The 12,277-nt window shown below is 74.6% G+C and carries 9 protein-coding genes and 2 pseudogenes; 9 read left to right on the forward strand and 2 right to left on the reverse strand.

From position 1 onward, the window contains the following. Window positions 1-2: 2 nt before the first annotated feature. The 4 genes from ACIQ1J_RS27325 to ACIQ1J_RS27340 all read left to right on the forward strand — a co-directional run bounded on the left by ACIQ1J_RS27325 (window position 3) and on the right by ACIQ1J_RS27340 (window position 5,283). A complete protein-coding gene (locus tag ACIQ1J_RS27325) occupies window positions 3-1,793 on the forward strand; it encodes an ABC transporter permease subunit (protein WP_403560863.1) in 1,791 nt (596 codons plus the stop codon). After that, window positions 1,790-3,034, forward strand: a complete 1,245-nt coding sequence (locus ACIQ1J_RS27330; protein ID WP_403560865.1) for an MDR family MFS transporter — start codon at window positions 1,790-1,792, stop codon at window positions 3,032-3,034. Before ACIQ1J_RS27325 ends, ACIQ1J_RS27330 begins: the two co-directional genes overlap by 4 nt. Window positions 3,035-3,205: 171 nt before the next feature. Continuing rightward, entirely contained in the window at window positions 3,206-4,015 is an 810-nt protein-coding gene (locus tag ACIQ1J_RS27335) for an alpha/beta fold hydrolase (RefSeq protein ID WP_403560867.1), read from the forward strand. Beyond that, window positions 4,015-5,283 (forward strand): PP2C family protein-serine/threonine phosphatase, encoded by a 1,269-nt coding sequence (locus ACIQ1J_RS27340; RefSeq protein WP_403560869.1) that lies wholly within the window; start codon window positions 4,015-4,017, stop codon window positions 5,281-5,283. Before ACIQ1J_RS27335 ends, ACIQ1J_RS27340 begins: the two co-directional genes overlap by 1 nt. Window positions 5,284-5,350: 67 nt before the next feature. Here the strand turns inward: ACIQ1J_RS27340 and ACIQ1J_RS27345 are convergent, their stop codons facing one another. Next, complete coding sequence (locus tag ACIQ1J_RS27345) at window positions 5,351-6,124, reverse strand: CDP-alcohol phosphatidyltransferase family protein (RefSeq protein WP_403560871.1); 774 nt, start codon at window positions 6,122-6,124, stop codon at window positions 5,351-5,353. A 109-nt stretch (window positions 6,125-6,233) separates the two neighbouring features. On the opposite strand from ACIQ1J_RS27345, the gene ACIQ1J_RS27350 reads away from it, so the two are divergent. The 5 genes and pseudogenes from ACIQ1J_RS27350 to ACIQ1J_RS27370 form a co-directional block, all read left to right on the forward strand. Next, a complete protein-coding gene (locus ACIQ1J_RS27350; RefSeq protein WP_403560873.1) occupies window positions 6,234-7,247 on the forward strand; it encodes a zinc-binding alcohol dehydrogenase in 1,014 nt (337 codons plus the stop codon). 115 nt (window positions 7,248-7,362) lie between these two features. Further along, a complete protein-coding gene (locus ACIQ1J_RS27355) occupies window positions 7,363-7,761 on the forward strand; it encodes a 6-pyruvoyl trahydropterin synthase family protein (protein ID WP_403560875.1) in 399 nt (132 codons plus the stop codon). Then, window positions 7,758-8,978, forward strand: a complete 1,221-nt coding sequence (locus ACIQ1J_RS27360; protein ID WP_403560877.1) for a glycosyltransferase family 4 protein — start codon at window positions 7,758-7,760, stop codon at window positions 8,976-8,978. Before ACIQ1J_RS27355 ends, ACIQ1J_RS27360 begins: the two co-directional genes overlap by 4 nt. A gap of 536 nt (window positions 8,979-9,514) precedes the next feature. Beyond that, window positions 9,515-10,438: pseudogene (locus tag ACIQ1J_RS27365) on the forward strand (hypothetical protein); the annotation flags it as partial. A 152-nt stretch (window positions 10,439-10,590) separates the two neighbouring features. Then, window positions 10,591-11,346: pseudogene (locus ACIQ1J_RS27370) on the forward strand (YbhN family protein); the annotation flags it as partial. Window positions 11,347-11,480: 134 nt separating this feature from the next. Here the strand turns inward: ACIQ1J_RS27370 and ACIQ1J_RS27375 are convergent. After that, entirely contained in the window at window positions 11,481-12,239 is a 759-nt protein-coding gene (locus ACIQ1J_RS27375; RefSeq protein WP_403560879.1) for a creatininase family protein, read from the reverse strand. Between the last annotated feature and the right edge of the window lie 38 nt (window positions 12,240-12,277).

Raw genomic sequence — 12,277 nt, forward strand, 5'->3', positions numbered from 1 at the left:
CCGTGCGGCAGCAGGTGGCCACCGTCGTGTGGCGGGTCGTGCTCGCGGCGGGGCTGGTGTGCGGCATCGGGCTGCTGCCTTGGCTGACGCGGACCGATCCGGCCCACACGGTTCTCAAGGCACGGTCGGTCGAGCGTGCACCCACGCCCGAGGTGCTCGCCGACATCCGCGCGCAGCTCGGGCTCGACGCCGGGCCACTGCACCTGCTCGGGCGGTGGCTCGGCGGGCTCGTGCGCGGTGACGCCGGGCGGTCCTGGATCTCGGGGGGCGAGGTCCTGCCCGACGTGCTCCAGGCGCTCGGGGCCTCCCTGCTGCTCATGGCGGTCGCGCTCCTCGTCGCCGCCCTCACCGCCGGGCTCATCTGCGCCCGCACGCTCAGGCTCGGCGCCCGGCGGCGGCTCGGAGGGCGGCGGCGTGGCGGCACCGCCTCCGCCGTCGTCGCCGCCCTGCCCGAGTTCCTCGTCGCCTCCGTGCTCGCCACCGTCGTCGGGGTGCAGCTGGGGTGGCTGCCCGCGCTGGGGTGGTACGGGCCCCGGTGGACCGTGCTGCCCGCGCTCGCCCTCGGGCTGCCCGCCGGGGCGGTGCTCGGGCGGCTGCTCGACGATCTGCTGCCCGGCGCGTTCGGTGAACCGTGGGCGCTGGCCGCCGCCGCCCGGGGCCTGACCGGCCGGCGCATCGCTCGGCAGGCCTTGCGGCGGTGCGTGCCCGCGCTCCTGCCCAATCTCGGGTTGTTCGTCGTGGGCCTCACCGGCGGGGCCGTCGCCGTCGAGCAGGTCTTCGACATCCCCGGGCTCGGCCGCACCACCCTCCAGGCCGCCCTCGCCCAGGACCTGCCCGTCCTCCAGGCCGGCACCCTCGCCCTCGTCCTCCTCGCCGCGCTCGCGACCGGTGCCACCCGTGTCGCCGCCCGGCTGCTCACCGGACCCGCACTGCGCGACGGAGCCCTCTCCTCCCTGCACCGGCCCGCCCCGCCCGCCGGCGGGCTGCTGCCCCTGCTCTACGGCGTCGTCCTGCTCGCCGTCATCGGCTTCGGCCTGGCGCGCGACCCGCTCGCCCTCAACACGGGGGAGCGGCTGCGGGCGCCCTCCCTCGGCCATCCCTTCGGTACCGACGCCCTCGGCCGGGACCTGCTCGCCCGTGTCGGTCACGGGGCTCTGGACACGCTGCTCCTCGCCTGTGCCATCACCGCCGCCGCGCTGCTCGCGGGCGTACTCCTCGGGCTCGTACCCCGGGTGTCGGCACCGCTCGTGGACACCGTCAACGCGGTACCGCCGGTGCTGGCCGCCCTGCTCGTCACGGCCGTCGCGGGAAGCGGAACGGCCACGCCCGCCCTCGCCGTGGCCGCCGTCGCGTGGGCGCCGCTCGCCGCGCACACCTCCTCGCTGCTGCGGCAGGAACGCGCCACCCTGCACATCACCGCCACCCGGGGGCTGGGCGCCGGGCGGTGGTACCTGCTGCGCCGAGAGCTGCTGCCCGCCGTCCTGCCCCCCGTTCTCCGGCACGCCCTGCTGCGGCTGCCCGGCGTCGCCCTCGCGCTCGCCTCCCTCGGCTTCCTCGGCCTGGGCGCTCAGCCGCCGTCCCCCGAGTGGGGCCTGCTCCTCGCCGAGAACCAGCCCTACGCCGAGCGCGCCCCCTGGGCCGTCCTCGCCCCCGCCGCCGTTCTCGCCCTGCTCGGCGCGCTGGCCGTCACCGCCGCGGGCGGACTGCGCCGGCCCCGGCGGCGGCCTCGGCCCACGTCCCCGGTGGTTTGCCCAGCGGCCGTCGAGGAGAAGGAACTGGCCGGCGCCCGATGACCGCAGCGTCCATCGGCCGACTCGTGAGGAAGCCCCGCCGCGGGGTCCCCCCGCCCACCCCGCTCTCCCCACTGCTCCGGCTGCTCATCGTCACCCAACTCGCCTTCAACATCGGCTTCTTCGCCGTCCTGCCCTTCCTCTCCGAGCATCTGGGACAGGGCATCGGCATGGCGGGGTGGCTGGTCGGGTTCGTGCTGGGGCTGCGGACGTTCAGCCAGCAGGGGCTGTTCGTGGTCGGCGGGGCGCTGGCCGACCGCTACGGCATCCGGCCCGTCGTGCTCGCCGGGTGCCTGTTGCGGATCGCCGGGTTCGTGTGGCTCGGGTTCGCCGAGCGGACCTGGGCGGTCGTCGGGGCGGTGCTGCTGATCGGTTTCGCCGCCGCCCTCTTCTCACCGGCCGTCGAGTCCGAGGTCGCCCGGCAGGCCGTCCTGTGGGAGGAGGCGAGCGGCGGGGACCGGACCCGGGTGCTCGCGCTGTTCACCGTCGCAGGGCAGGCCGGGGCGTTCGTCGGGCCGCTGCTCGGCGCCTTGCTGCTGGCCGCCGACTTCCGTACCGCGTGCCTGGCCGGGGCCGGTGTCTTCGTGCTCGTGCTCGCCGGGCACGCGTGGCTGCTGCCGCAGCGAGTTCCCGGAAGAGTGCAGGTACAGGTCAAGGGCGGGGCGCGGCTGCTGCTGCGCAACCGGCGCTTCCTCGCACTGTGCTGCGCGTACGGCGCCTACCTCCTCGCCTACAACCAGCTCTACCTCGCCCTGCCCGCCGAGGTGGAGCGGGCTGCCGGTTCGCAGGCACCGCTGGCCTGGCTGTTCGCGCTGTCCTCGCTGCTGGTGGTGACCGCGCAGTTGCCGGTGACCCGGTGGGCGGGGGAGCGGCTGGCGCCGCGCCGGTCGATGGTGGCGGGACTGGCGCTGATCGCGGTCGGCTTCTCCGCCGTCGCCCTCGCGCGTCCCGCCGGGTGGACGGGGACGGGTGGGCTGGTGCCCGCCGCCGGGTTCGTCGTGCTGCTCACCCTCGGGCAGATGCTCGTCGCGCCCGTCGCCCGCGCCTGGGTGCCGGACCTCGCCGAGGAAGGGCGGCTCGGGCTGTACACGGGTGCGCTGTCCTCGGTCTCCGGGCTCATCGTGCTGGCCGGCAGTTCCGCGACCGGACTGCTGCTGGACAGCGGGCTGCCGCCGGCCGTGCCGTGGCTGGTCCTGGCCGCCGTACCGCTGGCGGCGCTGGGACTGCTGCCCCGGCGTCGCTGAGTCCCTCGGGCGCACCGGCGCCGCCGGTCCGCTGGACGCGGCCGACTCCGGCACCCACGGCGCCTGCCCGGCCTCGATTCCGTTCGGGCGGCCGAGTCGACGAGACCCATGCCGACCGCCCTCGGGCGCCGGGGATCCCCGCGCCCGGGAGCTTTCTGCGAAACTGGCCGCATGGACGCGCGGAGCAGGAACCATGTGACGGTGACCGGGCGGCCCGGAGGGCCGGTGGTGATGCTGGCGCACGGATTCGGCTGCGATCAGAACATGTGGCGGCTGGTGGTGCCGGCGCTGGAGCGCGACTTCACCGTGGTGCTCTTCGACCACGTCGGCGCGGGAGGATCCGACCTCACCGCGTGGAGCCGTCGCCGCTACTCGACACTCGACGGATACGCCGACGACGTGCTCGAGCTGTGCCGGGAGCTGGCGCTGGGCCCCGTCACGTTCGTGGGGCATTCGGTCAGCGCCATGATGGGCGTACTGGCCGCCGCACGGGAGCCCGAGGCGTTCGCCGGGCTGGTGCTGCTCGCCCCTTCGCCGTGCTTCATCGACGATCCCGAAGCCGGTTACCGGGGCGGCTTCAGCGCCGAGGACATCGACGAGCTGCTGGAGTCGCTGGAGGCGAACTACCTGGGCTGGTCGGGCGCGATGGCACCGGTCATCATGGGAAATCCGGACCGGCCGGAGCTGGGCGAGGAGCTGACCAACAGCTTCTGCCGCACCGATCCCGAGATCGCGCGGCTCTTCGCCCGGGTGACCTTCCTGTCCGACAACCGCACCGACCTCGCCAAGGTCGGGGTGCCCACGCTGGTCGCCCAGTGCTCCAGCGACGCGATCGCTCCGCCGGAGGTGGGCGCCTTCGTCCACGCGCAGATCCCGGGAAGCCGGCTGGTCACGCTGAACGCCACGGGGCACTGCCCCCAGCTCGCCGCCCCGGAGGAGACCGCGGCAGCCATCGCCGCCTTCGCGGGAGCCTCCCAGTGATGCGCAGGACCGACGACGAAGAGGGCGGACCGAAGAGGGACGAGGACCCGGGAGACGAGCAGGTGCAGTTCTCCGCCCTGCTGGAGGACAGCGCCGAGGACCTGTACGAGAATGCGCCCTGCGGCTACCTGTCGACGCAGATGGACGGCCGGATCGCGAAGGTCAACACCACCCTGCTGAACTGGCTCGGCCACCGACGCGACGACCTGGTGGGCCGCAAACACTTCTCCGACCTGCTCACGGTCGGCGGCCGGCTCTACCACGAGACCCACTTCGCCCCGTTGCTCAGGATGCAGGGCGAGGTCAGCGGCATCGCCCTGGAACTGAAGGCCGCCGACGGCTCACGCCTGCCCGTCCTGGTCACCTCGGTGGTGAAAACGGGCAGCGACGGACAACCCCTGCTGATCCGCACCACCGTCCTCGACGCCCGGGACCGCCGCGCCTACGAGACCGAGCTGCTGCGCGCCCGCATGGAAGCCGACCAGGAGCGAGACCGACTCCAGACCCTGGCCACCACCCTGCAGAAGACGCTGCTGCCCCCGGCGCTGGTGGACGTTCCCGGCCTCGAGGTGGCCGCGTACTACCACGTCGCCTCCGTGGATGAGGTGGGCGGTGACTTCTACGATCTCTTCCCCCTGGGGGGCGGGACCTGGGGGCTCTTCCTGGGCGATGTGTGCGGCAAGGGTGCCGCCGCCGCGGCCATCACCTCGCTGGCCCGCTACACCCTGCGCGCCGCCGCCGTCTACGACCCCGATCCGGTCGCGGTGCTCGGCAACCTCAACACGGTCCTGAACCACGAGTACACCGGCACCGACCCCCGCTTCTGCACCGTCGTCTTCGGCCTGCTCACTCCCGACCCCGACCGGAAGGGCTTCCGCATCACCCTGGCCAGCGGCGGGCACCCGCCCGCCCTGCTGATGCGCGCCGACGGCACCGCCGACTTCCTGCCCACCCCCGGAGGGCAGCTCATAGGGGTCCTTCCCGACGCCGAGATCGCCACCACCACCGTCCCCCTCGGCCCCGGCGACACCGTGCTCCTGCACACGGACGGACTGACCGAAGCCCACACAGACGCCACCGCGGGCGGCGGGGAGCGCTACGGCGACGAGGCCCTTCTCGACTTCGGCCGAGCCCTGGCCCCCGCCACCGCCTCCGGCACCATCAGCGCGGTCCGCGAGCTGCTCGACGCCTTCGGCAGCGGCGTGGACGACGACACCGCCGTCCTCGCCATCCACGCGCCACGGCCCTCCGGCGAAGAGCAGCAGTGACCAAGCCCTGGCCGTCGGACGGACGCGGACGCGGCCGGGCCTGAGCCGACCGCCGCCCCCACAAGCCTCACTGAGCGACGAGTTCCGGCAGCGCCTCGGCCGCCGGGGCGGCGCTCCGCGTCCGCGACGTCCGCCACAGCCACAGCACATCCCGGCCGAACGACCACACCAGCAGCCCCAGCGCCAGCAGGACCACCCCGGTGTTGACCGCGGGCGGCAGCAGCTCCGCGCCCGCCAGCAGCAGCAACACGCCCTGCAGCGCGGCCACCGTCTTGCGGGCCGTGCTCGGCGGCAGCGGGGCGGTCAGCCACGGCCACACCCGGGCCGCGGCGACGAACACGTAGCGCATGCCGCCGATCAGCAGGACCCACGGACCCTGGTCCATCGCGACGTACACGCTGAGCACCAGGATCAGGAACGCGTCGACCTCCATGTCGAACCGGGCGCCCAGCTGCGACGACGTGCCGGTGCGGCGGGCGACCCTGCCGTCCACGCCGTCCAGGATCAGGGCCACGGCGGTCAGGCCGACGAGCAGGGAGACCGGCGGCGTACTGCGGAAGGAGTCCGCGACCAGGGCCGTGACCCCGCCGACCAGGGTGGCCCGGCCGAGGGTGACCCGGTTGGCCGGGCCGAACGACGGCAGCCGGGAGCGGTGCAGGGCCCAGGAGAGCACCGCCCAGGTCGCGAACGCGAACGCGAGGCCGGTCAGCCAGCCCGCCGTACCCATCCCGATCGCCGTGCCGAGCAGCGACAGGAGCAGGATCTGCGCGCCCGCCCCCACCGCGGTCTCCTGCTGAACGGGCCTCGCGTCGTACGCGTCGTACGTGTTGTTCAGGGCCACCGAACACCCTCCGGCCGTGTGACAGAGTCGATCAACGCCGCTACCTTGTGCGCGGCTCGTGCATCCCTCGGTACGTGGGCGGCTTCCCGATCGTTCAGGAGGACATCCGATGACAGGCATGGCACGTGCGTTCTGGCTCGAATCGCCAGGCCGGGGCGCGATCCGCGACGTCGAGCTGTCCTCGCCCGCGGCGGACGAGGTGCTGGTGCGTACGCTCTTCAGCGGTGTGAGCCGGGGCACGGAGACGCTCGTCTTCGGCGGCCGGGTGCCCGAGAACCAGTACGCGGCCATGCGCGCGCCGTTCCAGGAGGGCGACTTCCCGGGGCCGGTGAAGTACGGCTACCTCAACGTCGGTGTGGTGGAGGAGGGTCCGGACGCCCTCCTCGGGCGCACCGTCTTCTGCCTGTACCCGCACCAGACCCGGTACGTCGTCCCGGCCGCCGCCGTCACCCCGGTGCCCCCGGAGGTTCCCGCCGGGCGGGCCGTGCTCGCCGGCACCGTCGAGACCGCCGTCAACGCCCTCTGGGACGCGGCGCCCCTGGTCGGCGACCGGATCGCCGTGGTCGGCGGCGGCATGGTCGGCTGCTCGGTGGCCGCCCTGCTGGCCCGCTTCCCCGGCGTCCGCGTCCAGTTGGTCGACGCCGACCCGGCCCGGGCCGAGGTCGCCGAGGCACTCGGGATCGGCTTCGCGTCCCCCGCCGACGCCCTCGGTGGCCTCGACCTCGTCGTCCACGCCAGCGCGACGGAGGCGGGCCTCGCCCGGTCACTGGAGCTGCTGCGGCCCGAGGGGACGGTCCTCGAACTGAGCTGGTACGGCGACCGGCGCGTCGTCCTCCCGCTCGGCGAGGCCTTCCACTCGCGGCGCCTGACCCTGCGCAGCAGCCAGGTCGGCACCGTCTCCCCGGCGCGCGGCGCCACCCGCACGTACGCCGACCGGCTCGCCCTCGCCCTCGATCTGCTCGCCGACCCGGCGCTCGACGCGCTCGTCACGGGCGAGTCCGCGTTCGCCGAACTGCCGGACGTGCTGGCGCAGCTGGCCTCCGGCGAGATACCCGCGCTGTGCCACCGGATCCGGTACCCCGGCGGCCGACCCTCCACCCGCCGGGACGGCATCGGCGCCTGACCTTGAGAAAAGACGTACGGGCCGCTGAACAAGGGAAGGCACCGAGCCGTAATAGACGGCACCCCGCGCACCGATCGGCGGGGGATCAGACGTGCCACACCTGGAGGGTCGTCCGTTGTTCAGCATCACCGTCCGCGATCACATCATGATCGCCCACAGCTTCCGCGGCGACGTCTTCGGGCCCGCGCAGCGCCTGCACGGAGCGACGTTCCTGGTGGACGCCACCTTCCGGCGCGAGCAGCTGGACGAGGACAACATCGTCGTCGACATCGGACTGGCCACCCGTGAACTGGGCGCCGTCGTGAGCGAGCTGAACTACCGCAACCTCGACAACGAACCCGACTTCGCCGGCGTCAACACCTCCACGGAGTTCCTGGCCGAGGTCATCGCCGACCGGCTCGCCGAGCGCGTCCACAAGGGCGGGCTCGGCGAGGGGGCCAAGGGCCTGGCCGGCCTCACCGTGACCCTGCACGAGTCGCACGTCGCCTGGGCGAGTTACGAGCGTGCCCTGTGACCGACACGTCCATCGAAACGGCGACCGGTGCGACCGCCGCCGGACGCACTCGGCTCACCTACGTCCCCGCACAGACGTCCGCGCCGGCTTCGGCCCCGAGGAACGGGGGGATCATCCCCATGTCCCTGCGCTCCGTGCACTTCGTCATGCCCGGCGGAGTCGACGACCCGGCCGCGCCGAGCGGCGGCAACGCCTACGACCGGCGGGTGCGGCTGGACCTGCCGGGCTTCGGCTGGCGGGTACGGGGTCTGCCCGTGGCCGGGGACTGGCCACGGCCGGACGACGCCGCCCGCGCGGAACTCGCCCGCGTCCTGCGCCGGTTGCCGGACGGCGCCGTCGTCCTCCTCGACGGCCTGGTGGCCTGCGGGGTGCCGGAGGTCGTGGTCCCGGAGGCCGAGCGGCTGCGGATGGCCGTGCTCGTCCACCTCCCGCTCGGCGACGAGACCGGCCTCGACCCCGCCGTGGCCGCCGAACTGGACGCGCGTGAACGCGCGGTGCTGCGGGCCGTCCCGGCCGTCGTCGCCACCAGCGACTGGGCGGTCCGGCGCCTCGTCTCCCACCACGGCCTCGACCCGGTCCGCGTCCACGTCGCCGCCCCCGGCGCCGACATCGCGCCCATCGCGCCCGGCACCGACGGTGTCTCCCGGCTGTTGTGCGTCGCCGCCGTCACACCCCGAAAGGGCCAGCACCGGCTGGTGGAGGCCCTTGCGGCGGTCGCCGACCTGCCGTGGAGCTGCCTGTGCGTCGGCGGACTCGGGCAGGACCCGGAGTACGTCGGCCGGCTGCGGACGCTGATCGCGCGGCACGGGCTGGAGGACCGGCTGGTTCTCGCGGGACCGCGGGCCGGCGCGGAACTGGACGCCACCTACTCCACCGCCGACCTGATGGTCCTCACCTCGTACGCCGAGACGTACGGCATGGCGGTCACGGAGGCCCTCGCGCGCGGCATTCCCGTGCTGGCCACGGACGTCGGCGGCCTCCCGGAGGCGGTCGGGCGCGCTCCCGACGGCGGGGTGCCCGGCATCCTCGTCCCCCCGGAGGACCCGGTCGCGCTCGCCGCCGAACTGCGCGGCTGGTTCGGGGAAGCGGACGTACGACGCCGGCTGAAGGCCGCGGCACGCGGCCGCCGCGCCGCCCTCGACGGCTGGGCGACCACGGCCCGGAGCCTGGCCGGAGTACTGCACCGGCTGCCGAGCGAACCCCGGAGGGCGGCATGAGGAAGACGACGGCACCGGCCACGCGGGCAATCCCGTCCCGGCCCGGCCCGCAGCACGCCCCCGAGCCGGCGAACGGCGTGATCCCGGACGCGGGCCCGACCGATCCGCTCACCGACCGTCCCGCGCGGTCGTCGGCCGAGTCGCTGGCTGACGGCCCTGGGCGGCTGTCCGCTGAGCCGTTTGCTGACAGTCTCGGGCGGTCGTCCGCCGATCCGTCCGCCGATCCGTCCGCCGACCGTTCCGGGCGGTCCTCCGCCGAGTCGCTCGCCGTTGGCCCCGGGCGGTGGTCGGCCGAGTCGCTCGCTGACGGTCCCGGGCGGTCGTCGGCCGAGTCGCCGGCGGTCGGGCCGGGGCGGCTGTCCGCTGAGCCGTTTGCTGACGGTCTCGGGCGGTCGTCCGCCGATCCGTCCGCCGACCGTTCCGGGCGGTCCTCCGCCGAGTCGCTCCCCGTTGGCCCCGGGCGGTGGTCGGCCGAGTCGCTCGCTGACGGTCTCGGGCGGTCCTCCGCCGAGTCGCTCGCCGTTGGCCCCGGGCAGCCCGCCGCCGGTCCCCTCACCGACCGGCCCACGCAGCCCTCCGTCGAGCGGGCCACCCCTCGCCTGCGCGAGGACCCGGGGCGCCCCGGTGAACCTCCGCGGTATGCCCCCGAGTGGCTGCGGCTGCGCGAGCCCGCCGATGGCGCCGCGCGGGCGCACGAGTTGCTCGACCCGCTGCGGATCCGTCTCGCCGACCTGCCGAGGCGGGCGGGTGGGCTGGTCGTGCACGACGTGGGCTGCGGTACCGGCTCGATGGGACGCTGGCTCGCCCCGCTGCTCGACGGCGCCCAGCACTGGGTGCTGCACGACCACGATCCCTACCTCCTGCACTTCGCCGCCGTCGCCGCCCCGAGTTCGGCCGCCGACGGCAGTCGCGTCACGGTCGAGACCCGGCGCGGCGACCTCGGCCGCCTCACCCCGGACGCGCTGGCCGGCGCCGCGCTGGTGACGGCGTCCGCGCTGCTCGACGTCCTCACCGCCGAGGAGGTCGGCACGCTCGCCGCCGCCTGCGCCTCGGCCGGCTGCCCGGCCCTGCTGACCCTGTCCGTCGCCGGGCGCGTGGACCTCACCCCCGCCCACCCCCTGGACGCCGAGATCGCCGACGCGTTCAACGACCACCAGCGGCGTACCGGCATGCTCGGCCCGGACGCCGTGACGGTCGCGGCGGAGGCCTTCGCCGCGCACGGCGCCACGGTACGGGCGAACCCCAGCCCCTGGCGGCTGGGTCCCGGCGAGGCCGCGCTCACCGCCCAGTGGCTACGGGGCTGGGTCCGCGCGGCCGTCGAACAGCGCCCGGAACTGCGCGAACCGGCCGACCGGTACCTGGACGAGCGCCTCGCGGCCTGCACCGCGGGGGAGTTGCGCGTCGTCGTCCACCACACCGACCTGCTGGCCCTGTGCCGGCCGATGGGCGGGGCCTCGTGAGCGCACCGACGGTACGGGCGGGGACGGGAGCCCTGCCGGCGGCGGTACGCCGGGACGCGGCTCCCGTCGGCGACCACCCCCGCCGCCGCGCCCTGCGCACCCACCTCGGCACCCTCGCCGGCGCCGCCATCCTCGCCGTACTCCTGTGGCGGATGGGGGCCGGTGTGTTCCTGGAAGGGCTGCGCCGGATCGACGTACCCACGCTGCTGACGGCACTCGGGATCGGACTGGTCACCACGGTGTTCAGCGCCTGGCGCTGGGCCCTGGTGGCCCGCGGCCTGCGCATCCGGCTGCCCCTCGGACCGGCCGTCGCCGACTACTACCGCGCGCTGTTCCTCAACGCCGCCCTCCCCGGCGGCGTACTCGGCGACGTGCACCGCGCGGTACGGCACGGACGGAGCGCGGGCGACCTGGGGCGGGGCGTGCGGGCCGTGGTCCTCGAACGGGTTGCCGGGCAGGTCGTGTTGATCGGTGTCGCGGTGGCGGTGCTGCTCACGATGGAGTCACCCGTGCTGGCCGGGGCCCGGCACCTCGCACCGCTCGTGGGAATGGGCGTGCTCGGCGCGCTCGCCGTCGTCCTCGCCCTGCGCATGAACCGGGCCCCCTCCCGCAGGGGGCGGGCAGCGGCCGGGGCCCTGCGGGAGACGCTCCGCGAAGCCCGCGAAGGGCTGCTGTCCCGGCGGAACCTGCCGGGCGTCGCCGTGTCGTCCGCCGTCGTCCTGGCCGGGCACCTCGCGATGTTCGCCCTCGCCGCCCGGGTGGCCGGCAGCGGCGCCTCCGTCGCCGTACTGACGCCGCTGGCCGTGCTGGCGCTGCTCGCCATGGGACTGCCGCTGAACGTCGGCGGCTGGGGCCCCCGGGAGGGCGTCACCGCCTGGGCGTTCGGGGCGGCCGGGCTGGGCGCGGGCACCGGGCTGGGCGTGGCCGTGGTCTACGGGGTGCTCAGCCTGGTGGCGAGCCTGCCCGGGGTGGCCGTTCTCGTGGTCCGCTGGTGCGAGGGGCTGCGCGGCCGTGCCGCCCCGCACCGCGCGTCCGACGGGCACTACCCGCGCTCACCGCCCGGCGCGGTGACCGTCTCCGACGTCAGCAGCGAGAAACACGCTCCGAAGGAATCCGCGAGGCTCGCCAGCAGTTCCTTCCCCTTTTCCGCCGAACCCAGTGAGGGACGCCCGATGACACCGGAATCGGTATAGGCGGACATACCGAGGGAGAGCAGATGACGCCGGTCGTCCGCGACGAAATCGGCGGCCTCGTAACCGGGCCGGACGTATTCGGGGTGAGTGTGCAGAAGAATGGACGTCTCGATTTCCCCCGCGTGCATGTCGGTGAGCAGCGAAGTGGCCACCCCCGCCCGCTCCCGAGCCGCCTCCCAGTCCTCCGCGGCCGGGAACAGCGCCATCCGTTCGCCGCGTGCGGAGGACTCCTGGACGACGTTGCCCAGTACGTAGTTGCCGCCGTGCCCGTTGACCACCACCAGGGCGTCGACGCCCGAGCGGCGCAGCGAGTCGGCTATGTCCCGTACCACCGCGTGAAGGGTCACCGAGGAGATGCTGACGGTCCCAGGCCAGTCCGCGTGCTCGTGGGAGCAGCCGATCGTCACCGGTGGGAGCAGGTGCACCGGGTACACGGCGGCGATCTCCCGGGCGACGGCGCACGCGACGAGCGTGTCGGTCGCCAGCGGCAGGTGCGGGCCGTGCTGTTCGTAACTTCCGACCGGCAGCACCGCCACCTGCCGCGGAACCCCGCAGCCCCGCCTGCGCACGTCCTCGGTCGTGTCCGCCGGCACCAGTGAAACGTCCATTCCCGCACGGCCTTTCGTCTCGGTCGAGAAAACTGTTG

The sequence above is a fragment of the Streptomyces sp. NPDC097107 genome (genome assembly GCF_044762405.1).
Taxonomy (GTDB): Bacteria; Actinomycetota; Actinomycetes; order Streptomycetales; family Streptomycetaceae; genus Streptomyces; species Streptomyces thinghirensis.